This is a genomic window from Bartonella henselae str. Houston-1, assembly GCF_000046705.1.
Classification (GTDB): Bacteria; Pseudomonadota; Alphaproteobacteria; order Rhizobiales; family Rhizobiaceae; genus Bartonella; species Bartonella henselae.
On sequence record NC_005956.1, the window covers coordinates 1,292,721 to 1,318,932 of the forward strand.

Sequence of the window (26,212 nt, forward strand, 5' to 3'; positions counted from 1 at the left end):
CTCGTAGGGCATTCTTACTTATCTTAGATCATTTGCAATTAACAAATTCTATTGATTTTTAGCACAACCAACAGTGCCATCTTACACTTTAAGTCATGACACTCTGCAGCCTCTTTTTACGGTCTCTTTCAATCTGTTCTTTATGTAAAAGATACCGATTAAGACTTGCTTTTTATCTCAAAGCCCTCTATACAAATTCTATCGAACTTTCGGTTATGTGACTTTCTTTCCTGTGCAATCTGCACTTTTTACGAAACTTATTCCACCTAATTTCGATCTAAAACCGTAGTGAATGCTTATGGCTTCAGTACATAAATAATTTATATATAATTCTAAGGAGTTTCCTATGTCTACAGGAACAGTTAAGTGGTTTAACACAACTAAAGGTTTCGGGTTCATTCAGCCTAGTGATGGCAGTGCAGATGTCTTTGTACACATTTCCGCCGTTGAGCGTTCTGGTTTAAGCAATCTTAATGAAGGACAAAAAGTTTCTTATGATGTTCTTCAAGATCGTCGTTCTGGAAAATTTGCTGCTGGTAACCTTGCAACCCTTTGATTTTTAAGTTCTGCAACATTTTTTTAAAAATCTTCGTTTATAAAAACGAAGATTTTTTTATAAGTAAAGCTCTACCTTTCTGCTTTGCACAATTATCCAGATGAACCTACACCTTCCCCTCATAAATTGCATTCTCACCTAGAACTATTCCCTTGTAAAAGCCTCAAAATCTGTATTTAAAACAAAACTCCCTAAGAATCTTCCCATAATTTTTATTGCATACAACATAATCTCTTATAGAATACCGTTAAAATCAAAAATCATTTACTGTTTATCATGTAAGTAAGGATTGAAATTATGGCTTTTATCGCCGATAAACTCTCTCATATCAAACCTTCTGCAACAATCGCTGTTTCCCAAAAAGCACGTAATTTAAAAGTATTAGGTCGTGATGTCATTACTTTAGGCGCTGGGGAACCAGATTTTGATACACCAGAAAATATCAAAAATGCTGCCATTGAAGCTATTCGACGTGGAGAAACAAAATACACCCCCATTTCTGGCATTCCAGAATTGCGCCAAGCAATTTCTGCCAAATTTAAAAGAGAAAATAATCTCACTTATCAACCAGAGCAAATTATTGTTGGCACCGGCGGTAAACAAATCCTTTTTAATGCATTGATGGCAACTTTGAATAAAGGCGATGAAGTCATCATTCCATCACCTTATTGGGTCAGTTATCCAGAAATGGTTACCCTAAACGGAGGTATACCTGTCTTTTTAGAAACTAAAGCCGAATTTTCTTATAAACTTCAACCACAAGAGTTAGAAGCTGCCATTACCCACAAAACTAAGTGGTTTATTTTTAACTCTCCTTCAAATCCATCAGGCGCCGCTTATACACACGAAGAGTTAAAAAAACTAACAGATGTTTTAATAAAATATCCTCATGTTTATATTCTCACCGATGATATATATGAGCATCTCACATATGAAGGTTTTACCTTTGTCACCCCAGCTCAAGTAGAACCGAATCTTTACGACCGTACACTCACAATGAACGGTGTTTCTAAAGCTTATGCCATGACAGGTTGGCGGATTGGTTATGCGGGCGGTCCGCAAGAATTAATTAAAGCCATGGATACTATTCAAGGCCAACAAACATCTGGCACAAGTTCTATTTCACAATGGGCAGCCGTAGAAGCACTCAATGGTCCACAAGATTTTATCGCTAAAAATAAAACTGTTTTCCAAACGCGCCGCGATCTCGTCGTTTCCATGCTAAACCAGGCTCCTGGGATTGAATGTCCAACGCCTGAAGGCGCTTTTTATGTTTATCCTTCCTGTGCAAAACTCATTGGAAAAAAAACGCCTGAAGGTAAAGTGATCGCACATGATGAAGACTTTGTGACAGCACTTCTGGAGGCAGAATCTATTGCTGTAGTGCATGGATCTGCTTTCGGGCTCGGTCCAGCTTTTCGTATTTCTTATGCAACATCAGAAAAGTTTCTTGAAGAAGCTTGTTCCCGTATCAAGCATTTTTGCGAAAGCTTACTTTAAAATTCTGCAGAGCGTTTCTTTCTACAATTTTGTTGCCACATGTCAGTATATCTGAAATTGGAGTATAGAATAAACAAGCGAGTTATAAAGAAAATATTTGTCAATGAAACTGCATAGCAATATATTCTTACTATAGACAGAATCAAAAAAATTAAGTGTTCTCTTCAAATGAGTGAGATACAAATAATTTTAGAGATGATATTTCTATAGATTAGATTTCTGATTTCTCTCTCATATTGAGAAAAAAATCATTTGCTTTTTTAACTCTGATCAAAAAGTAACTCTTTTCGAATTTTACAATCACATTGAATTATGATCACCAAAAACGCTATTACATACACGTAAAGTTTATACTTCTCGATTTGATTTGTAACAAAGAGAAAAAACCTGACAATTACCAAGCTTCTACCTTTTGGTTAAACTTTTTCTATTTCGTAACGCCTATTATAATCCAAAGATCCTCATTAAATTTTAGTGTGCATAAAAAATTTGGAATATTTATAAAAATTTTTGAAATTTTTTCTTATTATCTTCCCATAGATTTCTATCTTTAAATACTCTTTCAAAAAAAAAGCCGGACAAATAATGTCCGGCAAGTTTGGAAAATCTCCAGAGATAAAATCAATCTGACAGATCTTCGTAAGGGAACACTCAAGAAAATGCAATGGGAGGCAACATAATCAAGAGATCTTATTGTATGTCATTTTATAAGAAGAAGTACAATAAAGACTTCAGCGTATCTGCTATGCATTAAACACATAGCTTAAAAGAACACATTATTAAAAAGACCACTGACGGGCTTTTGAAAAAATATAATCTCGAAAAGCTTTTAGCTTTGCCAAATTCTTTAAAGCATAAGGATAACAAAAAAAAGTATCAAAAGAAGGAATATCAACCATATCAGGAAAAAGACGGACAAGGTGCTCATCATTATCCACGATATAATCAGGAAGCACAGCAATACCAAGATCACGCATAAGAGCATTCTTGATTGAAATGATATTATTGATTCGCAATATTGAAAGACGCAAAGCCCCATCGCTTTTACCAGCCTTTTCCAACCAATTTAAACCAGACAAATAAGTTGGAACAGGTTCACCAAATGAAATAATACGGTGGTTATCCAGTTCAGACAATTTTTCTGGTTTGCCATAATTTGCAATATAATTTTTTGAAGCATAAACATGCATATGAATTGTAAATAATTTTTTTTGTATAAGATCAGGCTGCTGAGGCTGTTGTAAACGAACAGCACAATCTGCATAACGCATCATCAGGTCAAGTTCTTTATCATCAAACAAGAGCTGAATCCGCATATCCGGATAGAGACTAAGGAATTCAGGCATGCGCTCCACAAGCCATCCTGCTCCCATTCCGAAGGTCGATGTAACACGCAAATTGCCTGCAGGTTTTTCACAGCTTTCACTTAATTGGGAGCGAGCACTTTCAAGTTTCATCAAAACATCATGCGTTGTACGATAGAGAATCTCACCCTGCTCCGTTAGAATCAAACCACGTGCATGACGTTGGAACAGGGACACGCCAACCTCCTGTTCTAAAGCTGAAACCTGTCGTGAAATTGCTGATTGGGACAAATGAAGCATTTGAGCAGCATGGGTAAAAGAACCCGCTTCTGCCGCCGCATGAAAAACCCTTAACTTATCCCAATCCAATGGTGACGACACAATTAATTTTTCCTCTTACTTTTTTCACTTTTCCGATAGATATCTATTTTTGACGTCTATATCTGCAACTCCAAAAATCGTTCTGCCTCCAATGCTGCCATACATCCCCTCCCCGCTGCTGTTATTGCCTGACGAAATACGTCGTCTACGACATCTCCCGCAGCAAAAACACCAGCAATGCTTGTTGCTGTTGAATCCGGCGCTGTCCATAAGTAGCCACCTGATTTTTGTTTTAGTTGACCTTCAAACAAAGAGACAGCAGGGTCATGTCCGATAGCAATAAATATTCCATCCGTATCCACATGAACTTTTTGACCGGTTTTAACATTTTTAAGACGTACACCTGTCACAACAGCTCCTATTGAAGCACGAGCTGGCAAACCAATAATTTCTTCTACCACATGATCCCAAAGAACACACACATTATCACGGGCAAATAACCTATCTTGCAAAATTTTTTCTGCCCGAAAATAATCCCGCCGATGAACTACGCTTACCCTCTTCGCCAAATGCGATAAATAAAGGGCTTCTTCAACGGCTGTATTTCCCCCTCCCACAACAATAACGTCCTTATCACGATAAAAGAAACCATCACATGTAGCGCAAGCAGAAACACCCCCACCCATAAATACCTGTTCACTCTCCAAACCAAGCCAGCGCGCCTGCGCTCCGGTTGCAATAATGAGCGCATCACAACAATATTGCGCTCCTGAATCTCCGTATAAGATAAAAGGGCGCTTCGATAAATCAGCCTTTGTAATATTATCATAGACAATTTTCGTGCCCATATTTTCGGCTTGTTTTGCCATTTGTTCCATCAACCATGGTCCCTGAATTGGATCAGCAAAACCTGGATAATTCTCGACATCAGTTGTAATCATCAACTGCCCGCCTTGCTGTAATCCAGTAATCAAAACCGGTTTGAGCATTCCTCTCGCTGCATAGATCGCCGCTGTATAACCAGCTGGACCAGAACCAATAATAAGCAGACGAACATGCGACTGCACCATAAAATCCCTTTCATTTTTTGTTACTTAACTCTTCTATAAATTATAACGAAATGCAGCCTTAAAAAAAACATTTTTCAACAGCCTAAATTATGGTGTATACGTACATACTTTTTCGGTTTTGGTGAAAAGGTTGGATTGCCGATTCATCAAGGCGTGCTTAACGTAGGAATTAATCTTTATCCTATAAAAGGAGAAAGGTAAATTCTCATAAGCACAAAACCGTAATAAAAATAGATACAGAGATAGGGAACAACCATTTTTCAATTTATTATCAATGTCTGTGCACGTTTTGCGTTAATCATGGGAGGAGCAATGCTTCTACCAATTTTCGCTGATCTGCACAATCACAACCCTGATTGGGTAACCTTTGTTTACTCTTGTTCCATAACTACCATATTGGCAACGCTCATTCTTTTGGCAACAAGAGGTGCTACTTGTCATTTTTCGGCACGACTCGGTTTTATGCTTACGGTTTGTCTTTGGCTAACAGGAAGCGTTGTGGGCGCCTTACCTCTTTATCTTTCCCCTCTTCAAATTTCTTTAGCAGGCGCAATTTTTGAATCCGTCTCTGGAATTACAACCACAGGCTCCACGGTGATCACAGGTCTTGACAATTTATCACGCAGTATTTTGTTATGGCGTTCTATAATATGCTGGATTGGAGGTATTGGCTTTATCGGTTTAGCCTTATTGCTTTTGCCTTCACTGCGTGTTGGTGGAGTGCAGCTTTTTCATATGGAATCATCAGATAAATCTGAAAAAATATTACCCCGCATCAACCAAATTGCTAATGGAATCATCATAGCTTATGTTGGACTAACACTTGCCTGTATGCTCTCTTATTTTGCTTCTGGCATGAGCTTATTTGATGCCATCAATCACGCAATGAGCACAGTAGCGACAGCTGGCTTCTCGACCCACGACGCCTCTTTTGGCTATTTTTCTGATAAACCAGCCATTTTAATCATTTCAACAATCTTCATGTTACTTTCCGCACTACCCTTCGTGCTTTATGTTAAATTAGTGCTCCCTGGCCGCTCCAAACGCTTCATTGATCCGCAAGTGATCGTTTTTCTCTATATTGTTTTCCTTTTCAGCTTTTCTTTAGCAGCATGGCTAAAATTTCATGATCATCGTGCTTTCCATGTGATTTTTCTTGATGTCATTTTTCACCTTACATCTGTTATTAGTACCACTGGTTATACCGCCGAAGATTATCAACTTTGGGGACCTTTTGCCTTTGGGATTTTTTTCATTATTTCTTTTATGGGCGGATGTGCTGGTTCTACCTCTGGCGGTATGAAAATCAATCGCCTCATTATTCTTTGGCGTATTACACAAACAAATATCGCACAACTTCTTTCTCCTAATGTCGTGGTAAAAGCGCGCTATGATCACGCAAATATCTCAAGCGATGTTGCTAAAGCAATTTTGTTTTTTGTCTGTCTTTATATGTTCTGTCTTATTATCGGCACTGCACTTTTGCTTACAACCGATCTTGACTTTACTTCTGCCTTTACAGGTGTCTTAACCGCCCTTTCAAATATTGGCCCAGGTTTTGGAGACATTATTGGTCCTGCTGGCAATTTCTCTACAATCAATGACAATGCTTTATGGATTTTGAGTTTTATGATGCTAGCTGGACGCCTTGAAATTATAACCATTTTCGTACTTTTTATCCCCGCTTTCTGGCGTGAACAATTTTAATACATGGGGTTTGATTTTTATAATGGTAAGGAATTTATAAGACAAATAAAAAAGTAAACTATAGGTTTAAAATTCAATCGTGATTTAATTAATAAAAAAATGCTCGAAAACTTTCAAACAAAGAATTCAATCCGTGTGAGATAAAGTCGCACAAAAAATAAAAAATTCTACCCACCTTTTGTTGAATATATAAGCAATGAAAAATGCGTGCGATTGATTAAAAAAAATCACTCACGAACTATTCACCCCAGTAAAATCTATAATTTTGCTTTGCTAAATTACCGTATCAAATAGCAAACTAAGTCAAAAAACACTGGAGCATAATTGATAAATAGCCCTTGATTCGTAAGATACTAAAATATTCCTCATAAAAATAAAATTTTCATATTATAGTGCATTGAATATTAAGCATTCTCATTGAAAACACACACTACCATTTCCAACATGAAATCAATATAATAGCCATAATAATCGGTCTCATTACAGAAAGAGCAGCCTATATTGTCATATAAAGCATTATTGGAGTAAAAATAATCAGGCTGTATTTGCTACACATTGCCTTACGCTTTTGTTTGTTGCGTTCTTTAATGGGATCACGCCACTCACGTAAAACAGAATACCACTGCGTTGCACATTGACGCGCTTGTTTTAAAAACATTTCTCAGAGCACAAAAGCCCATTTCACCACGACACCTGTGAAGGAGATACTTAAAATCCCTTGTGCACCACCATCTTTATACTTATGAAGATGAAAGCCAGCACCATTATTCTCTTGCCAGCTCAAAATGTTGTAATTAAGGTGGTTTATAAAAAGCATTTTTACTCCTCTCTTGAAGAGTTTTACCCACACTCCAACCCCGCTTATGACATGCAAAAAGATAAATTATTATTCTAAATCAATGTACCTGCTACTTTATCACAATACCAACATCATTTTAAGAATATAAATTCACCCTTTTGTTCTCAAAGTTTTGATAACGAGTTTTTTAATCCTATCAATAAATGGAAGATTTTATAAAATAATATTTGCGTTACTTTGCTATTCGCTTAAAAACTGATATGCAAGGGTCCTTCCTATAAAAGAGGTTTATTCTCTGCACTCCTCAAAAAGGTTTTTGCATATTTAAAGTGTTTTTTGCGCAAACACTGTCTCATAAACATTCCTAATTGCAGCTGCCTCCTTTTCCAAAGGAAAATGGGTACGGACATGTGCTAAAGCTTTTTCCCCTGCAGCCATTGTTTTTTCTAAATCAGCAAAATAAGGTTCAATCGCTGCTGTTAAAGCACCTCCATCTCCTGCTTGAACAATCGTTCCTGTTCCTTCCACCACCAATTCTTTATAAGCTCCCGCATCACTCGCTACGACAGCTGTTTGTGATGCCATTGCCTCCAAGGGTGTCAAACCGAAACCTTCTGTACGAGAAGGTGCTACATATAGCGACAAACGGCGGTACCATAAAGGTGTATTGAGCACCTCACCAAGAAAAACAATGCGATCATTCAGACCTGCTTCTGCAATTTTTTGACGTAATTTTTTTTCAAAATAATAATGTTGCTCTATCGTGCGACCAGCAATAAGTGCTGTCCACTCAGGATAGCGTGGCAATAATGCGATCATTGCATCCACAAACAAATCAGTGCCCTTTGAATAGCGTACACGTCCAAAACATCCCACAGCATATTTTCCAGGAAACCCAGATGAAGAAAAGCAATCTTCAAAAGTTTTGGGTGGTGAAAAACGCCTAACATCCACCCCATGCATAATAACCTGATGCGGCACTTCTAAATAGGTTCCCGTACGTATACTGGTAGCAATAACCTTATCCATACGCCGAATCAACCATTTGGTAAAAGACTTATGATGACGTTGAGAAGCCGATGTAAAGAGAAGTTTAAGCTTCATTCGCAAGACATCACGCAAAAAGATCCCACAAAGCATCTCAATATTGCGCCGTGCATGCCAAATACGAAATGGTTTACCAATCGGGCTTTTCCAAAGCCCGAAAAGATCCTTAAAGGCAAGAGCCGGCAAATTGTTTGGTAATCCAAATCCAAAAGTCGCTATCCGTATACCCTGCTTTCGCTGTAATGGAATAAGCTGAACAACAGTAGAGGTTATACCCGATAAACGCTTTTTAAAGTGAGGAGCAATAATCTCTGTCTCTTCTAAAGACACATGCATAATAATTTAGATATATTGGACTTCAATAATTTCATAATTATGAGCTCCCCCGGGAGCATTGACTTCAATCACATCCCCCTCTTGCTTGCCAATCAATGCACGTGCAATAGGTGAGGAAATAGAGATTTTACCGGTTTTTACGTCAGCTTCTTGATCTCCAACAATCTGATACACTTTTTTCTCTTCAGTATCCTCGTCCAAAAGCTTGATAGTAGCCCCAAATTTAATTTTATCACCTGAAAGGCGCGAAACATTAATAACTTCTGCCCGCGCAATATAATCTTCAAGCTCATTTATACGCCCTTCATTATGACTTTGTGCTTCTTTAGCAGCGTGATATTCTGCATTTCCTGAAAGATCACCATGAGCACGCGCCTCAGAAATTGCTTCAATAATCCGTGGACGTTCCTCTTGTTGGCGCCAACGCAATTCTTCTTTAAGACTTTCAAAACCAGCTGTAGTCATCGGAACTTTTTCCATAATCCGTCCCTTTCTATTACACGGAAGGTTTAATAAAAACACGAAAAACGGCCTCCAAAATTGCTTTTGGAATCCGAAAACTATATTTTTACTTATTATATAGTACAGAATTCCTATTTTCCATATAAAAAATAATAAAAGGATACGAAGCATTTCACCGATTATATTGAAAAAATTCTCATATTTTTAGACTTAAAATATCTAACTGTGCTCCTAATCAACAGAAGCCTAAAGAAGAAATAATTGTCTTTTTTTCTATTTTATCATAACCTAACAGAAGCAATCTTATAGTAAAGAGAAAAGGAAGGGAAATCTCGAAAGAAATCCTCTAAAAAAAATGAAAAAATTAGTAATTTCTTTTGTGTTTGTCTCTCTCTTTCTCACCGCAACAGTATCCGGAGCGGCGGATGCCTTTGTCACAAGAAATCTTAATTTCAGAACAGGACCAAGCATTCAGTGTACAATTCATGGTTTAATTCCCGCAGGGAAGTTGGTATTTGTTCAAAACTGTAAAGCAAACTGGTGCCAGATCAGATATAATACCCAAACAGGTTGGGTATCATCTCGTTACCTCTCATTTAAAGATGGAAGTGATCTTTATGAAACATACACGATGCTTCCAATAACAAATCACAGCAAATACAGTCATTCTCCATAAGGGTTATGATGCATATCATAATGGAATACCCTGTTGAATATCCTCATGGGACAAACAAAATGGTGGACACAAACAACTACAAACATCACCAAACTCAAAACACTCCCAAGAACTCTTCTGAAAGAGTAAATGAAATATTCAGTAAGCCGGAACAAAACAATTAAGAGACATTTTAATCATTTATCGCGATTAAGTTGTAAAACTTGGTGTTTCCTTCAAAAACACGAGTACTTTTCTATCAAAGGATATAACAATGAAAAATGGTGTTACAGCAACAGTGGAAGCTCTTTCTGCGTTAATTGCCTCAGGAAATCCTCTTTTTAAGAATGGCGCATTATGGACACCTCACCGCCCTGTTCGTCCTGAAAAATCTGAAGGCGGTATTCCATTTCAACTCGAAACATCCTTTGAAGCTTCGGGAGATCAACCTCAAGCAATTAAAACTCTGGTTGAGGGAATTGAAAAGAATGAACGTACACAAGTGCTTTTGGGTGTTACCGGATCAGGCAAAACCTATACAATGGCTAAAATCATTGAAAAAACACAGCGCCCTGCTTTGATCTTAGCACCGAATAAAACTCTAGCTGCACAACTTTACGGAGAATTTAAAAGTTTTTTTCCCCACAATGCGGTCGAATATTTTGTTTCTTATTATGACTATTATCAGCCTGAAGCCTATGTTGCACGTTCTGACACTTATATTGAAAAAGAATCTTCTATTAATGAACAAATCGACCGTATGCGCCATGCTGCAACACGTGCTGTACTTGAACGTGATGACGTCATTATTGTTGCATCCGTGTCTTGTATCTATGGGATTGGCTCGGTAGAAACCTATACTGCCATGACTTTGCAAATAAAAAAAGGGGACAAACTCAATCAACGACAATTCTTGGCTGATTTAGTTTCTCAACACTATTATCGACAAGACATTAACTTCATTCGTGGTTCTTTTCGTGTCCGAGGGGATACAATCGAAATTTTTCCTGCCCATCTTGAAGATCGTGCTTGGCGTATATCGCTCTTTGGCGATGAAGTGGAAACAATTACGGAATTTGATCCTCTCACAGGACAAAAAACAGGCGACCTTCAATCTATTAAAATTTATGCCAATTCACACTACGTAATACCGCGACCAACATTAAATCAAGCAATGAAAGCCATCAAAACGGAATTGGTTCAACGTCTCGATGAATTGAACAAAGCAGGACGTCTTTTAGAAGCACAACGTTTAGAACAGCGTACAATGTTTGATTTAGAAATGTTGGAAACAACCGGCTCATGCGCTGGAATTGAAAATTATTCACGCTACTTAACAGGACGACAGCCTGGTGAACCACCACCAACTTTGTTCGAATATATTCCAAACAATGCTCTCGTTTTTATCGATGAAAGCCATGTAACTATTCCTCAAATTGGTGGCATGTACAGAGGCGACTTTCGAAGAAAAGCAACCTTAGCAGAATATGGATTTCGTCTGCCTTCTTGTATGGACAATCGTCCTTTGCGCTTTGAAGAATGGGACGCCATGCGCCCACAAACGATTGCTGTTTCCGCAACACCTGGACGTTGGGAAATAGAACAATCACATGGCATTTTTGCGGAACAAATTATTCGCCCAACAGGGCTTGTTGATCCACCAACAGAAGTGCGTCCAGCCTCCAGCCAGGTTGATGATGTTGTAAATGAAATTCATAAAACAATTCAAAAAGGCTACCGTACCTTAGTAACTGTGCTCACCAAGCGTATGGCCGAAGATTTGACAGAATATCTCCACGAACAAGGTATTCGAGTACGCTATATGCATTCTGACATTGATACATTGGAGCGTATTGAAATTCTTCGTGATCTCAGGCTTGGTGCCTTTGATGTCCTCATCGGCATCAACTTGCTCCGAGAAGGTCTAGATATTCCAGAATGCGGTTTTGTTGCCATTCTAGATGCTGATAAAGAAGGCTTTTTACGCTCTGAAACCTCGCTTGTGCAAACAATTGGACGCGCTGCACGGAACGTAGATGGTCGCGTTATTCTCTATGCCGATATAATTACTGGCTCTATAGAACGAGCCTTGCAAGAAACACAAAGACGTCGAGAAAAACAGATAGCCTATAATGAAAAACATCATATCAAACCGACGAGTATCAAAAAAAATATCGACGATATTCTCAATTCAGGGGGAGAAAATGGTTATACTCACACCAATATTCCTGATTTTATCACGCAAAACAGTAAGACAGGTAACAATTTAGCAAAGCATATTCAATATCTTGAAAAATCAATGCGTGAAGCGGCAGCTAATCTTCACTTTGAAGAAGCAGCGCGACTTCGTGATGAAATCAAAAAGCTACAGAAAATAGAACTCACAATCGCAGATAATCCCTTAAATTATAGTGAACAATTCATCCAAGAGCCACAGTCAAGGATTTTCGCCAAACCAGATCTTGATCACATGGGACCAACAATAGATACTGGTATCTTAGAAAATCGAAAAGAAAAAAGAAGGCCTTACAAAAATACCCTTAATAAGACGACAAAAAACAAAGAAAAAATTCCTCCTAACAAATAACTCCAAAAGATCTCAAACCATTGAAAATAAATCTTTATCCCCTAAAATCTTAATAATATAACCAATAAACAGCACTATTCCATAAAACACATACCCTAAATACCAATGTTGATCCAATTTAGCGAAAAAGCAACATAACAAAGAAATGATGCAAGAAAATATTTCTAAAAATTGTTTTTTTACAAGAAATCCATAAAACTATCTAAAACTGTTTCTAAAATTTAAACCATTAAAAACCAAATAAAAAATATGTTTTTCATAGATAAAAAATCAACAATATACCGTAAAACAGATCATAAGCCAAATTTTTATAATAAATCTCTTACAAATCCGTTAAATAAAACAGTACTCTTATGAATCATGCAATTAAATAAGAATTTATAGTAATAATATATCCCCATGAAACAATGTTTAAGAACTCTTGATCACGCTCCTATATTTTATATTTTATGTATTATGAAACAGAGGAATGCTAAAAAAATTATCTTACATAGAATTTTATGATCATAGTGAAGATAAATAAATATCAATATGAAATATAAATTCATGTAAAAAAATATATTTTTTAAAATTAATTTTTTATCGATTTTATTCTATGAACTTATAATGTATTCTCAACTAAATCGCTCTTTATTCGTTTTATCAAAATAAAGTTTAAAACCGTTCAGGCTATATTCAGTTTTGCACATATAAAATGTAAACAACATGAATTTATAGAAGGAGTGTCGTTAATGAAAAAGATTACCAAGTTAGCAGTATTATCAGCAATATCGACTGCAACCATTTGGGTGCCACTAGGCACAACGCTTGCGGATACAAAATTAACTTATAGTGAAGAGATTACGAAAAAAATAGAAGATATGAAAAAGGAAATGAAGACCAATTTTCCTTCTCATAATTTTAGTGCCCATTCTGTTCTTGAGAAGCATCACCCTTATTATCCTTCTAGTAATCACCATCATCATCATGTTGACCATAAAAGGAGAGAACAGAGTCATCACCATACTGAACGCAAAACACATCGCCATGTCGAACGCAAAATTACAACGCATCGTCATATCTATGAACATCATGTGACTACTCGTAATAACTCAGGAGATGCTTTAGCTTCAGGTATTATTGGTCTTGCTGCAGGTACAATTCTTGGCAATGTTCTAAAGAAACCAGAACAACCAAAGATTATCTATCAAACTGTACCTCAAAGTCGAGTAATATACCAAGAAATTCCACAAGTGGTTTATCAACAAATTCCACAAAATCAGGTGATTTATGAAGTTCAGCCAACAGGAACATATCAACCAATTCAGCAACCATGGACAACTGATTGGCTTCAATATTGCAAGAAAAAATACCGTTCATTTAATCCAAAAACGGGTACTTTTCGAGGTTATGATGGCTTAGATCACTTTTGTTATGCCCCATTAAAGTAACTTGCATGACGCCCTGCTAAAGAAGTCGTAATTGGCAAGAAAAAGCGCTCCAATGTGTTTTTCACTTATTCATGAAATCCTTGAAGAAAAGGATTCCACTGGCGCTCATAGCCTAAGTAACTTCCTGGTCCATGTCCACAAATGAAACGGACGTCGTCACCTAAGGGCAAAACTTTCTCTCGAAGTGATTTCATCAAGTCTTTATGAGAACAGAAGGGGAAATCTGTACGTCCAATCGAACCACGAAAGAGTACATCACCTAATAAGGCGAAGCGTTCTTTTTCATTGAAATAAATGACATGACCAGGGGAATGTCCCGGTGTATGGTAAACTCTGAATACATGTCCAGCAAAATGAACGCTATCGCCATCTTCTAACCATTGGTCAGGAACACAAATGCGCGCGTCAGTAATACCGTAACTTTCTGCGCTTTCACGCACAGCATCCATCACAGGCTTATCATCGCGATGGGAGCCAATAATTTTAACATTAAGTGCCTCTTTAGCTTGCATCGCTGCTCCCACATGGTCAAAATGACCATGTGTTATCCAAATAGCTTCAACAATCACGCCATTCTTCCGGATCACGTCTTGAATCTGAAGCCAATCACCACCAGGATCAACTAAAACACCTACTTTTCGTTCATTATCAAAAAGCAGAGTACAATTTTGTTGAAAAGATGTAACCGGAATAATATGTGTTCTGAAGCTAACCATAATAGCCTTTTTTAAAATAATTTTTTTTCAAGCTTATAAGTAATACTTTCGTCATCCCTCTTTATAGAATAGAATAGCCTGCTCGATAATTTTATGCAACTTATGTAAACTTGAATTTTTTAGAAAATAAATTTTTTTCAAGGTTTTGAAGAATGACCGATCACGTTCAAGTTTTGTGTGATGATGCGCCTCACCTTCTTGTGATTGATGACGATACCCGTATTCGCAATCTTTTATTTCAATTTCTCATTAAAAATGGATTTCGTGTTTCAGTCTCTGCCAATGCTGATGAAGCAAGACGACAGCTCTCAAACTTAGATTTTGACCTTCTTATAGTTGATGTCATGATGCCTGGCGAAAATGGCATCGATCTTACCCATTCACTCCGTCAAACAAAAGATGTTCCCATTCTCATGCTCACAGCTTTGTCGGAGATAGATAATCGTATCAATGGATTAGAAGCAGGCGCAGATGACTATCTCGCTAAACCATTTGATCCTCGTGAGCTTCTCCTTCGCATTCACGCCATTTTACGCCGTGGTTTCGCACTTAATCAATCTAAAATAGAGCAGATCGTTTTTGGACCTTATATATTTTCAATTTCACGACGCGAACTCAAAAAAGGAGGAGAAGTGATTAAATTGACAGATAAAGAACAAAAAATGATGGTTATTTTTGCCGAAAATCCAGGAGACATAATTCCGCGCCATAAATTTGCAACGGAAGATAGCAATATAGGTGAGCGCGCAATTGATGTACAGATCAATCGTCTCCGACGTAAAATCGAAAAAAATCCATCACTCCCTATATGGCTGCAAACCGTACGAGGAATAGGGTATAAACTTTCAATTGAATAGGCGTACATGACCAATCGCTCAAGAAAATTTGTCCGCTGGTTAACGAAGAAGATGCCCAAACGGCTTTATGCCCGCTCGTTGATCATTATTATCGCTCCTATGGTACTCTTGCAAACAGTAATCGGCTACGTCTTTATGGAGCGCCATTGGCAAATGGTGACGGAGCGACTCTCAACCGCTGTTGTCCATGATATTTCAGCCATTATTGACATCATTGAAACATATCCACAACAAGATAACTACGAAGATATCAAGCGTATTGCACAACAACGTATGGGATTAAACATTTCTATCCTGCCACCTACCCCCCTCCCTCCTCCAGGACCTAAGCCCTTTTTTGCAATTCTTGATTATTTTCTCAGTGAAGAAATCACCCGCCAAATTAATCGCCCTTTCTGGATTGATACAGTGGGAGATTCTAATCTTGTCGAAATTCGCATACACCTTGGTCACAACATCTTGCGCGTCTTTGCACTACGCAGCCAAGCCTATGCTTCTAATACTGGGATTTTTTTAAGCTGGATGGTAGGCACAGCTCTGGTTTTATTACTGATAGCGATTTACTTCTTGCGTAATCAAATCAAACCGATTCAGCAATTGGCTGAAGCAGCAGAAAGTTTTGGGCGTGGTCGTCCTTTACCAGAAAGCTTTCAACCACAAGGAGCTGATGAAGTCCGTCGTGCGGGCATTGCTTTTTTACGCATGCGTGAACGTATTGAACGCCAAATCGAACAACGCACTATGATGCTCTCAGGTGTAAGCCATGATTTAAGAACCATTCTCACACGTTTTAAACTTCAGCTAGCCTTAGCAAATACTGACTTTGATACTAATCCGCTTGAACAAGATGTAAGTGATATGCAGAATATGTTAGAAGGCTACCTTGCTTTTGCCCGCGGCGAAGGCAATGAAAATTTTAAAACCTTTGATTTAAAAGCTCTTATGCAAAAATTTCCCGCCGATGCTCATCTCCATAAACGTCATTTTTCCTACACCATTGAAGGCCCTACAGAGATACAAGCACGCCCACATGCTTTCACCCGTCTAGTCAGCAATCTCGTATCAAACGCATTTTATTACGCCAACACTGTCAAACTGACAGCTATATCCCAACAAGAATCTTTCATCATAACGATTGACGATGATGGACCTGGCATTCAAAAAAACATGCGCACAGAAGTCTTTAAACCGTTCTTTAGACTGGATAAAGCCCGCAACCAAGATGCAAGTGGAACAGGACTTGGCCTTTCTATTGCCCAAGATATAGCGCGCAGCCACGGAGGCAATATTCAATTAGAGGACAGCCCATTAGGAGGCTTGCGCGCCATCATCGATATCCCTTTATAAGAAATATTTCACGAGATCATCTATTAAAAAAATGTTAAACAAACTTAACGATTTAGGCATTTCCTATAGTTTCAAACAAAGTATACTGGAGTGCCTTGCAAGCACTTTCTCCAGACCAAGCTACCATCTGAAACGCCACATAATGGCTCTCACAGACTTTAAGCGCATGTATTAACAATGTTTCAACCTGTATATGAGATGGATGCACCCCCCCAGCCAGAAGAAGACCTTGCCGATAAATAACCGAATTATTCCCTTGCCAGTAATCAAAATGTCCTAGCAATAATTTTTCATTAATTGCTAACAAGAGGCGATGCATTTCCGCTGTTCGAGCATTTTCAATAGAAAGATCAAATGCACAAGCTAAATGAAGAGCCTCCTGCTCTTCCATCCACGAAAAAGCAAGACGATAATTTGCCCGTTTCCCCTCCACACAAACACTAATTTCATCTTCAGCATCCCGCTCAAAAGACCAATCATATTTACAGGCAATCTGTTCGATAAAATCAACAGGATGTTGTTCTCTTTCTGTGGCGCAAAATGCAAGCCTCATCATCAATCCTCAATAATATTAAAATATTGTCAACAGAATACAACCCGCCTAAACTGTAACAACATTTTGCTACAATCAAAGCCTTTACACTCAACAAATACACATTAAAAACATCGATAGCACTCAGAGCTCGCAACCCAATAATGCTTCCTGCGGCAACACGCTTGATAATAAAGGGAATCATCAAGCCTTTTCAGTGTATTGATACAATTTCACAGCGCTAGCCCCTTGATTAAAAAAAATGTTTTTTTTTATACAAATCATACCGAAAAAAGTGAATAATTTGTTATAACAGATTCAAGATTAAGCATTTTTCAGTTTCATACATCACATTGAAAAATTGGGGATATTTTTTCTGAGACACTCATTGTTTTACGAAAACCATCTTATTCTTTGGCTGTTTGGTTTTTTTCTAAATCATCAAGGCGTTTTTTCAAGTCAGCATTGTCGACAGATACTTTCAGCACCATTTCCTTAAAAGTTTCAAATTCTTCGCGTGGAACAAGATCAAGTTTATTGGCGATCTTCTCAGCCTGCAAACGAAAAGCTGTTCCCGCTTCACGTCGTATACCTTGTGCAACATCAGCTGCATCTGTTGCTAATTTTGCCAATTCATCAAGAATACGGTTTGATCCATTGCGCATAACGTCTTTCCTTAAATTTTAAATTACTAACACACGTATTATAACGTATTTTCATAACATTTAGATATTGCATTTGTTCCTTTTACCTATAAGATTTTATTTACCATAGAGATTTCACTTGAGTCTTTTTACATTCCTTTTACCAACATAAACTTTACCCCTATAAACCAGTGGAAACTTACCATTCTCCTGACTTGACCATCATGTGCTCATCTGTCATTCCTGACCATCATATAACCTCATAAATGTAAAGTGCTTGCTCATGAACGACTTTTCTTGTCCAGCCATTGCTTTTCCATCTTTTCTCAATCCTGTCATTGTCCATTTAGGTCCCATAGCCCTCTATTGGTATGGCCTTGGCTATGTTGTGGGCATTCTTTTTGTTTGGTGGTATGCGCAAAAATTATTAAAAAAACAATCCCTATGGTATGCAAATCACCCTCCTATGGATAAAGAGAAAATAGGAGATTTTGTAGTCTGGTCTGCCATCAGTATTGTTGTTGGTGGACGCTTAGGACAAGTGCTTGTATGGGATCCCATTTATTATTTCAGCCATCCAACTGCCATCATTACAATATGGAATGGAGGAATGTCCTTTCATGGCGGTCTCATTGGCATCACCATTGCAATGATTTGGTTTGCCCGTAAAAATAACATCAAGATACGAGCAATGTTTGATATCATTGCTATCGGTGCTCCTATTGGTATTGGCATTGTAAGAATATGCAACTTTATTAACCAAGAACTATGGGGTAATGTTACCACACACCCTTGGGCTGTTTGTTTCCCCCTAGATCCTTACTATTTACCGCGTCATCCAAGCCAACTTTACGAAGCGCTGATGGAAGGATTTCTTCTTTTCGTTATTTTATTCATTCTTACTTTTGCTTTCAAAGCATTAAAACGTCCAGGCACTGTGTCAGGAATATTTATTATAGGCTATGCAATAGCACGCAGTATTTCAGAAATTTATCGTGCTCCTCAAGAAGATCCAGAATGGTTTTCTACTCTTTTTCATTCTACGGGTTTCACCTACGGCATGGCTTTATCTCTTCCCATGCTTTTTTTAGGGTTCTATCTTCTTTTTCAAGCCTTCAAAGACGAATCTACCAAAAATGGCCACACTCAAACAAAAAATTAAAGAAATGATTGCACTTAATGGGCCAATCACTGTCAGTCAATATATGACGTTAGCGCTTACAGATCCCCAATTCGGCTATTATAAAACACAAACACCCTTTGGACGCACTGGTGATTTCATAACAGCCCCTGAAATAAGCCAATTATTTGGAGAGATGATTGGTATTTGGGCTCTCGCAAACTGGAAAGCCCATGGTTGTCCTGCCCCTTTTATCCTTGCTGAAATAGGTCCAGGACGCGGAACTTTGATGGATGATATTTTGCGCACCATTCAAAAATTATCGATAAAAGCATTTAATGCCGCTGAAATTTTTCTTATTGAAATAAGTAAAAAACTAGCAAAAGAACAAAAAAAACGTCTCGCACCTTATCAAAAAGAAATCTATAGCATTGAAAATTTTGATCAACTCCCCTTAAAACCTCTTTTGTTAATTGCCAATGAGTTTTTAGACACACTTCCCATCAACCAATATATTAAAATCAATGGAGAATGGAGAGAACGTCGCATTACAGTCAATCAAAATGGAGACTTTGTATTTATTGCTGCCCCAGGCAAATTCTCCTTTCCTTTTTTGCAATTCTGCGATTCTGAAATACCTGATGGAAAAATTTTTGAACATGCACCTTCGCGACATCAATTTATGCAACAAATAAGTAACCGATTAATACAAGTGAAAGGTTCTGCTTTACTTATCGATTATGGTGCTTCGAACCTTGCATTTGGCGATACACTGCAAGCACTTTCAAAACACAGATTCCGTGATATTTTTGATGCTCCCGGTGAGCATGATTTAACAACACATGTTGGTTTTTCCTTTTTAAAAAAAATAGCGCTTGAACAAGGGTGTTTTGCTAAAATTCTAGAACAAGGAGATTTTCTTGTTAAAATGGGTCTACTGGAACGCGCAAAACAGCTTGCAGCTGACAAAAATGCCGCATTACAAGACAAAATCCACCAAGATATCGAACGATTAGCCGGTCCAGATCAAATGGGTAAATTATTTAAAGTCTTGCATGTGAGTAACCAAAATATACCTTTGCCTCCTGAAATTTGATGATCAGAAACATTGACAAATACAAACATCTCACACTATTCCCACTTTGAAAACAACCATCCCTCTATGGAACTTTTATGAATTCTGTTCACCCCATTCTTGCAAAAAATCTTTCTGCTTTACACACGCATGGAATAAAACATGGTTTTTTTACACGTCAAGACAATGTTTCAAAAAGCCTTAATGTTGGCCAAAGTCCAAATAATCAACCTGAATATATCGCACAAAATCACATTTTTATCGCCGATTATTTTGGTGTTAAGGTGCAAAATTTAGTCACTGTTAATCAAATACACTCTTGTGAAGTTGTCGTAGTTGACCAAGCTTTTATCGATGAGCCTCCTAAAGCTGATGCTCTCGTTACCACAACACCAGGACTCGTAATCGGTATTCTTACAGCAGATTGTGGTCCAGTTCTATTTTCTGATCCACAAGCAGGTGTCATCGCCGCCACACATGCTGGCTGGCGAGGAAGCTTAAAAGGAATTATAGCAAAAACAATTGCTGCTATGGAAGAACAAGGAGCCAAAAGACACTCAATAACAGCAGCTCTTGGACCTTGTATCGGCCCCTGCCATTACGAAGTAACAGACGAATTTTATAACCAATTTATTGATTGTAATAACGAATTTCAAAAATATTTTTTAAAAACAGAAAAAATCAATCATTTTCATTTCAATCTATGGGCATTTATTATGAATCAACTCAAAGAAGCAGGCATTAATGCTTTTTGTGTGGAACTTTGTACCTACCAAGATGAACAGCGTTTCTTCTCTTATCGGCGTGCAATACACCGGAATGAACCTGATTATGGACGACAATTTTCTGCTATTGCCCTGAACAAATAAAAAAGTCTTTTTTCGCCTAACAAAAATACTAAAATAGCGAAATAAACTTTTCGCTCTCAATGAAACAATAAGCCCTATTAATACGGTACTTTTTTAGCACAAAGTGCTCTCTTAATGTAGAGAGTGTGAAGAGTTGCGCTATTATTGTGTTCAATATTAAGTCGTAAGAGTTAACAAGACAAATTCTTTTAACACGATTCCCTATCACTCATTTCATACATAAGACATAACTCACATTGAAGCAGTTCTTTATATATAAAGAAGAGAAAAAAACTTAATCAACAGGTATTTATTTGCCTCATGACCAAAAAACTGTGCTCTAAAAGTAACAAAATGCAAAGCTCTTTAACAATGAAAGCTAAAATTGTAATGCTTGTATAATTGTTTCCTTGCAATTTGGTAACAAGAAGTTAAAAAGCACATTACATTCTACCGTGACTACTCAGAGGCTCCACCATGAAACTTTTCTGCGGCAATTCTAATCCACGCCTTGCTAAAGAAGTTACAAATTATTTAAGTATTCCCTTAGGCAAAGCAACTGTAAAACGTTTTGCTGATCAAGAAATTTTCGTAGAGTTACATGAAAATGTACGCGGACAAGATGTATTTGTTTTGCAATCTACATCCTATCCAGCAAACGATCATTTAATGGAATTACTCATCATGATTGATGCGCTTCGCCGTTCTTCGGCGCGTCGCATCACAGCTGTAATCCCCTATTTTGGTTACGCCCGCCAAGACCGTAAACCTGGACCACGAACCCCCATTTCCGCAAAACTTGTTGCCAACCTGATCACTGAAGCAGGAGCCCATCGCGTTTTAACATTGGACCTTCATGCAGGACAGATCCAAGGTTTTTTTGATATTCCAACGGATAATCTCTATGCTGTTCCGGTCATTGCTCGCGATGTCAAAATGCATTATTCCCTTGAAAATGTTATCGTTGTTTCACCTGATGTTGGTGGTGTAGTACGAGCACGCTCGCTTGCCAAGCGCTTGAATAGTTTACTAGCTATTGTTGATAAACGCCGCGAACGTCCCGGTGAATCAGAAGTGATGAACATCATTGGAGATGTATCTGGAAAAAATTGTCTTTTGCTTGATGATATTGTTGATTCAGGTGGAACGCTATGCAATGCAGCAAGTACTCTACTAAAGCACGGCGCCAATAGTGTCACGGCTTACATCACACACGGTGTTCTTTCTGGAAATGCTATTGAACGCATTACCAACTCAGAAATGAAAGAATTAGTTATTACGAATTCAATTATGCCGACAGAAGAAATTGAGAAAGCCCATAATATCCGTGTTTTGCCAATTACTGACCTCATTGGAGAAGCAATCGCAAGAACAGCAGCAGAGCAATCTGTCTCCAGCTTATTCGGTTAAATTGGTTCTTTAGGATCTCCTGGTGCTGTTTCTACACCAAGATCAGGAAAGGCTATAATGCGTTGACCGCTAAAATGCGTATGGATAACGATGAGTCCACGCTCTTCAAAGTAGGTTAAAAGTCGGCGTGCACGGCTTAAAGAATGCGTACCATAAAGACGCGCTAAAAATGCATCTGATGGGCACGGCTTCCCACCCAAAGCGGCCTGAGCCACATTCAAAAAAACACCTTGGACATCATCTTCCAAACTTTCTGAGATATACAAAATGCGCTTCCAGTTTTCACTGACAGCGGTTTCTTTATCTACACAAGCCTGAGCAATAGCCAATTTACGTCGAAATTGCGAAAGATTTAAAAAATCTCCTGAGAGACCATGAATACGGCAACGCACCAAGAAATCTTGATAAAGTACAGCTGTAGAACGATAAAAAGCCTCAGGATCCTCAAGAATTTCCCGAATAATACATTCTGCCTGGAGATCACGATCAACAACAGAAAGTTCAGGAAATAAACTCGAGTTTTCTGCCAACAATTCTCGTTTTTTATTTACAGCTTTTTCTAATATTGCATGAATCGATTTTTCTTTCACCGGCTCTCGTGATTGTTTAAAGGGAATTAAAATTTCCTCTTGAGAAGCAGTAAAAACAAGTTCTTTTACATCCACTCGCTCTTTTGGAAGTGGCATTAATTTTGGGCTAGAAGAACGTGCCAATGTTTCAACAGAACCAATGATGATCCGTAAAGAACGCCTTGATAAAGCAGGCCCTAAAGCAACAAAATGACCACGCTCAAGATCTCTAAACATTTCGGCTTGGCGACGCTCCATTCCCAAAAGATCAGCAGCGCGCACCATATCAATATCTAAGAAAGTTCGCCCTATTAAAAAATTTGACGCTTCAGCAGCAACGTTTTTGGCAAGCTTAGCCAAACGCTGTGTAGCAATGACACCAGCAAGACCACGTTTGCGCCCTCGACACATAAGATTGGTCATAGCACTAAGGGAAATTTTACGCGCTTCATCAGAAACTTCTCCCGCCACAGCTGGAGCAAATAATTGTGCTTCATCGACAACAACAAGCATGGGATACCAATAATCACGTTCCACATCAAACAGTGCACCAAGAAAGGTACCCACAGCGCGCATCTGTTGTTCAGTATCCAAACCTTCAAGATTCAACACCACTGAAACCCGATGTTGGCGAATCCTGTAAGCAATACGCATTAACTCTTGTTCGCTTCGTTGCGCTTCAACAATGACATGTCCAAATTTATCTGCCAAAGTGACGAAATCACCCTCTGGATCGATCACACAATGTTGTACCCATGAAGAACTTTGTTCAAGAAGACGGCGCAAAAGATGTGATTTTCCAGAACCAGAATTGCCCTGCACAAGAAGACGTGTCGCCAATAATTCTTCCAAATCAACAAATGCCGGCATTGATTTACGCAAAGCATTACCTTCTGCCATCTCACCCAAGGCGATCTCCACCTTCATAACGTCTCCACTATTTGATTTTGAATCCGGCTCGTATTGATTTATTGTCCATCTAGACCATGCTTGTAACATTTCCTCTCTCTTAACGGTAGAAATCATCGATTTTTCCCACAACTCTTGCATCTATGAATGGTTTGAATTATAGAGAAAACTTCTGCGTAGACACCCTTGGAGGCAACGCAGAATGGAGCAAGCGCTGCCTATCAGCGTATATCTTCATATTCATACAAAAACTGTTGTTGGTTTTTGATGGATCTCCAATCATGTAAAAGGACTTAAATTATGAGCAAAAGCTATACTCTTAAGGCCGAAATACGCGAGCGGGTTGGTAAGGGGTCCTCCCGTGAACTTCGCCGCAACGGTCTCATTCCAGCTGTCATTTATGGTGACAAACAGCCTCCTTTGGCAATAGCAGTTTCTTATAAAGACATATTCTACAAAATTCACGCTGGTGGTTTTCGTACCACTGTTGCCACTCTTGCAATTGACAAACAGAAAATCATGGTTCTCCCTAAAGATTACCAATTAGATCCAGTCCGTGACTTTCCCCTCCATGTAGATTTCCTACGTATTTCAGCGAAATCCATTGTAGAAGTGAACATTCCTGTACACTTCCTCAATGAAGATTCAGCCCCAGGACTTAAAAAGGGAGGAGTCTTAAATATTGTTCGTCACGAAATTGAGTGTACCGCTCCAGCAAATGCTATCCCTGAAGCGATTGAGATTGATCTCTCCAGCTACTCTATTGGTGATTCTATTCATATTTCAGCAGTTCAACTGCCAAAAGATGTTAATCCAGTAATCCAAGATCGAGACTTCACCATTGCAACCATCGTAGCCCCTGCCGACATGGATGTCAGTGATGAGGTTTCCGAACAAGAAAACAACGAAGAATCTGAATAAACTCCATCAGGCGGGAACCTTTTCCCGCCTTAATTTATGAGAAATTTACTAACTTCTCACACTTTTATTGAAGGTGCGCATGTGGCTCATTGCTGGTCTTGGCAATCCTGGTTTACAATATCAAAATAACCGTCATAATATCGGTTTCATGGCCATTGATGCCATTTATCAGTCTTTCTCTTTTTCTCCATGGTCGAAAAAATTTCAAGCTGAAATCTCCACTGGTCTCATAAATGGTAAAAAAACTTTTCTTCTAAAACCTCAAACCTTCATGAATCTCTCTGGCCAAGCCATCGGTGAAGCCTTACGATTTTATAAATTAGACTTGAAGAATTTTATTGTTATTTACGATGAACTGGACTTACCACCTGGAAGAGTGCGTGTAAAAATCGGTGGAGGAAACAATGGACACAATGGTATAAAATCTATTGATGCTCACTGTGGTACTGATTACTGCCGTATACGCTTAGGAATCGGGCGCCCAAATTCCAAAGAACTTGTTTACCAACATGTTCTAGGAAATTTTACGAAATCTGACCAAGAATGGTTACCTTCTCTCTTAGAGGCAATTGCAAAAAATATTGCTCTGCTCATAAAGGGTAATAAGTGTCTCTTTATGAATGAAATCTCACAAGCAATGAAAAACAAAAACCTACAATAATAGCACATTTCTCTTAGTTCTGCCTCTTAATGCAAATTTTAGCGTAAAGTTGGAGTAGTGATAAACCTCTTTTGTAAAGAACAAAAATATGCCCAAGAACCAGGATGACACAAAGTAAACAAAGACTGGAAAAGGGTTTATCATTTATAGAAAATAAGTATCTCAAATACACTTGGAGACTGGAAATTATACCAATCGTCTTGTTAAAAATGTTCATGTTATTTAAAAATGGGAGCTCAAACGTAAGAGCTTTTCTTTATTCTCAGAATAAGAAATGCAACATTCATAGATATTTATCAATCCTAATTTCAAAAAGAGATCTGAAATTGGGTTTTTAAAACGCTTGTTAAAGACTATGACGCTAATGATAAGGATCAATGCCTCTTTTATCCCGGCTCATCCCTGTATTTGCAAACTATAAATTGTGTTGGAAGCTCTAGATTGTGCTGTCAACTATCAATAAAGTCATCACAAAAGAAAAACGTTGGTAAGAAGAAAACCAAGATTTAACCACGAAAAGTCATGCTATGATCAATGCTTTGGACCAAAAGCTTCAAGTTTTCTTTTCACTCCAAAGACTGGAATGCTCTTATAAAAGCACATCAACTTCTTGAAGGGAATAAAAATACATAAGAAACCTTCCCATCTTTTCGCGAAGGGATTATACTATTTCTGGATGAAGAACAACGTGATCCATAGCAAGATGCTGCTGACAAAAATAACGCTTCAAAGACACCACGAGACAAGATGAGAAAAATACATCCCTGTCTTTCCTTCACACTCAAATAGAACAACCCCGCATAACGATGATCAATAACTTTACAAAGAA

Annotated in this window: 24 protein-coding genes; 14 read left to right on the forward strand and 10 right to left on the reverse strand. The window is 38.2% G+C overall.

Annotated features, from left to right (window positions below; all coding sequences use genetic code 11):
• The first annotated feature begins 346 nt into the window (after positions 1 to 346).
• Positions 347 to 556, forward strand: a complete 210-nt coding sequence (locus AYT27_RS05910; RefSeq protein ID WP_011181004.1) for a cold-shock protein — start codon at positions 347 to 349, stop codon at positions 554 to 556.
• A 297-nt stretch (positions 557 to 853) separates the two neighbouring features.
• The gene (locus AYT27_RS05915) at positions 854 to 2,056 is read left to right on the forward strand and encodes a pyridoxal phosphate-dependent aminotransferase (protein ID WP_011181005.1); all 1,203 of its coding nucleotides are present in this window, start codon (positions 854 to 856) and stop codon (positions 2,054 to 2,056) included.
• 779 nt (positions 2,057 to 2,835) lie between these two features.
• Here AYT27_RS05915 and AYT27_RS05920 read toward each other — a convergent pair.
• A complete protein-coding gene (locus AYT27_RS05920) occupies positions 2,836 to 3,741 on the reverse strand; it encodes a LysR family transcriptional regulator (protein WP_011181006.1) in 906 nt (301 codons plus the stop codon).
• A 56-nt stretch (positions 3,742 to 3,797) separates the two neighbouring features.
• The gene (gene trxB, locus AYT27_RS05925) at positions 3,798 to 4,751 is read right to left on the reverse strand and encodes a thioredoxin-disulfide reductase (protein WP_011181007.1); all 954 of its coding nucleotides are present in this window, start codon (positions 4,749 to 4,751) and stop codon (positions 3,798 to 3,800) included.
• Positions 4,752 to 5,063: 312 nt separating this feature from the next.
• Between trxB and AYT27_RS05930 the strand changes: the two genes are divergently transcribed.
• Positions 5,064 to 6,458 (forward strand): TrkH family potassium uptake protein, encoded by a 1,395-nt coding sequence (locus AYT27_RS05930; protein WP_011181008.1) that lies wholly within the window; start codon positions 5,064 to 5,066, stop codon positions 6,456 to 6,458.
• A gap of 496 nt (positions 6,459 to 6,954) precedes the next feature.
• Here AYT27_RS05930 and AYT27_RS09060 read toward each other — a convergent pair whose 3' ends face one another.
• The 4 genes from AYT27_RS09060 to greA form a co-directional block, all read right to left on the reverse strand.
• Positions 6,955 to 7,116: a hypothetical protein gene (locus AYT27_RS09060; RefSeq protein ID WP_155245594.1), complete on the reverse strand. Its 162-nt coding sequence runs from the start codon at positions 7,114 to 7,116 to the stop codon at positions 6,955 to 6,957.
• A gap of 3 nt (positions 7,117 to 7,119) precedes the next feature.
• On the reverse strand, positions 7,120 to 7,275 hold the full coding sequence (locus tag AYT27_RS08800) for a hypothetical protein (protein ID WP_155245595.1): 156 nt from the start codon (positions 7,273 to 7,275) through the stop codon (positions 7,120 to 7,122).
• 306 nt (positions 7,276 to 7,581) lie between these two features.
• A complete protein-coding gene (locus AYT27_RS05935; RefSeq protein ID WP_011181009.1) occupies positions 7,582 to 8,640 on the reverse strand; it encodes a glycosyltransferase family 4 protein in 1,059 nt (352 codons plus the stop codon).
• Positions 8,641 to 8,646: 6 nt separating this feature from the next.
• A complete protein-coding gene (greA, locus tag AYT27_RS05940; RefSeq protein ID WP_011181010.1) occupies positions 8,647 to 9,120 on the reverse strand; it encodes a transcription elongation factor GreA in 474 nt (157 codons plus the stop codon).
• Positions 9,121 to 9,457: 337 nt separating this feature from the next.
• Here greA and AYT27_RS05945 point away from each other — a divergent pair, with 337 nt between their 5' ends.
• The 3 genes from AYT27_RS05945 to AYT27_RS05955 all read left to right on the forward strand — a co-directional run bounded on the left by AYT27_RS05945 (position 9,458) and on the right by AYT27_RS05955 (position 13,774).
• A complete protein-coding gene (locus AYT27_RS05945) occupies positions 9,458 to 9,778 on the forward strand; it encodes an SH3 domain-containing protein (protein WP_011181011.1) in 321 nt (106 codons plus the stop codon).
• A gap of 253 nt (positions 9,779 to 10,031) precedes the next feature.
• Positions 10,032 to 12,344 (forward strand): excinuclease ABC subunit UvrB, encoded by a 2,313-nt coding sequence (gene uvrB / locus AYT27_RS05950; protein WP_011181012.1) that lies wholly within the window; start codon positions 10,032 to 10,034, stop codon positions 12,342 to 12,344.
• Between the two features lie 731 nt (positions 12,345 to 13,075).
• Complete coding sequence (locus tag AYT27_RS05955; RefSeq protein WP_011181013.1) at positions 13,076 to 13,774, forward strand: BA14K family protein; 699 nt, start codon at positions 13,076 to 13,078, stop codon at positions 13,772 to 13,774.
• A gap of 65 nt (positions 13,775 to 13,839) precedes the next feature.
• Here AYT27_RS05955 and AYT27_RS05960 read toward each other — a convergent pair whose 3' ends face one another.
• On the reverse strand, positions 13,840 to 14,490 hold the full coding sequence (locus AYT27_RS05960) for an MBL fold metallo-hydrolase (protein WP_011181014.1): 651 nt from the start codon (positions 14,488 to 14,490) through the stop codon (positions 13,840 to 13,842).
• A 152-nt stretch (positions 14,491 to 14,642) separates the two neighbouring features.
• Between AYT27_RS05960 and AYT27_RS05965 the strand changes: the two genes are divergently transcribed.
• On the forward strand, positions 14,643 to 15,347 hold the full coding sequence (locus tag AYT27_RS05965) for a response regulator (RefSeq protein WP_011181015.1): 705 nt from the start codon (positions 14,643 to 14,645) through the stop codon (positions 15,345 to 15,347).
• A 6-nt stretch (positions 15,348 to 15,353) separates the two neighbouring features.
• A complete protein-coding gene (locus AYT27_RS05970) occupies positions 15,354 to 16,694 on the forward strand; it encodes an ATP-binding protein (RefSeq protein WP_011181016.1) in 1,341 nt (446 codons plus the stop codon).
• A gap of 52 nt (positions 16,695 to 16,746) precedes the next feature.
• On the opposite strand, the gene AYT27_RS05975 is transcribed toward AYT27_RS05970, so the two are convergent.
• Both AYT27_RS05975 and AYT27_RS05985 read right to left on the reverse strand, forming a co-directional pair.
• Positions 16,747 to 17,247, reverse strand: a complete 501-nt coding sequence (locus AYT27_RS05975) for a type III secretion system chaperone family protein (RefSeq protein ID WP_011181017.1) — start codon at positions 17,245 to 17,247, stop codon at positions 16,747 to 16,749.
• A 386-nt stretch (positions 17,248 to 17,633) separates the two neighbouring features.
• Positions 17,634 to 17,891, reverse strand: coding sequence for an accessory factor UbiK family protein (locus AYT27_RS05985; protein ID WP_011181019.1), 258 nt, complete (start codon positions 17,889 to 17,891; stop codon positions 17,634 to 17,636).
• A 262-nt stretch (positions 17,892 to 18,153) separates the two neighbouring features.
• Between AYT27_RS05985 and lgt the strand changes: the two genes are divergently transcribed.
• The 4 genes from lgt to AYT27_RS06005 all read left to right on the forward strand — a co-directional run bounded on the left by lgt (position 18,154) and on the right by AYT27_RS06005 (position 22,323).
• A complete protein-coding gene (gene lgt / locus AYT27_RS05990; RefSeq protein WP_011181020.1) occupies positions 18,154 to 19,032 on the forward strand; it encodes a prolipoprotein diacylglyceryl transferase in 879 nt (292 codons plus the stop codon).
• A complete protein-coding gene (locus tag AYT27_RS05995) occupies positions 19,007 to 20,086 on the forward strand; it encodes a class I SAM-dependent methyltransferase (protein ID WP_011181021.1) in 1,080 nt (359 codons plus the stop codon). Before lgt ends, AYT27_RS05995 begins: the two co-directional genes overlap by 26 nt.
• Positions 20,087 to 20,163: 77 nt before the next feature.
• Positions 20,164 to 20,934, forward strand: coding sequence for a peptidoglycan editing factor PgeF (gene pgeF / locus AYT27_RS06000; protein ID WP_011181022.1), 771 nt, complete (start codon positions 20,164 to 20,166; stop codon positions 20,932 to 20,934).
• Positions 20,935 to 21,390: 456 nt separating this feature from the next.
• Positions 21,391 to 22,323 carry a ribose-phosphate pyrophosphokinase gene (locus AYT27_RS06005; RefSeq protein WP_011181023.1) on the forward strand — a complete coding sequence of 311 codons (933 nt, stop codon included), beginning with the start codon at positions 21,391 to 21,393 and terminating at the stop codon, positions 22,321 to 22,323.
• Here AYT27_RS06005 and AYT27_RS06010 read toward each other — a convergent pair.
• On the reverse strand, positions 22,320 to 23,819 hold the full coding sequence (locus AYT27_RS06010; protein WP_034447969.1) for a helicase HerA domain-containing protein: 1,500 nt from the start codon (positions 23,817 to 23,819) through the stop codon (positions 22,320 to 22,322). The two genes, AYT27_RS06005 and AYT27_RS06010, sit on opposite strands and share 4 nt — an antisense overlap.
• A 282-nt stretch (positions 23,820 to 24,101) precedes the next feature.
• Here AYT27_RS06010 and AYT27_RS06015 point away from each other — a divergent pair, with 282 nt between their 5' ends.
• Positions 24,102 to 24,722, forward strand: a complete 621-nt coding sequence (locus tag AYT27_RS06015) for a 50S ribosomal protein L25/general stress protein Ctc (protein ID WP_011181025.1) — start codon at positions 24,102 to 24,104, stop codon at positions 24,720 to 24,722.
• 79 nt (positions 24,723 to 24,801) lie between these two features.
• Complete coding sequence (gene pth / locus AYT27_RS06020; RefSeq protein ID WP_011181026.1) at positions 24,802 to 25,383, forward strand: aminoacyl-tRNA hydrolase; 582 nt, start codon at positions 24,802 to 24,804, stop codon at positions 25,381 to 25,383.
• Positions 25,384 to 26,212 lie beyond the last annotated feature (829 nt).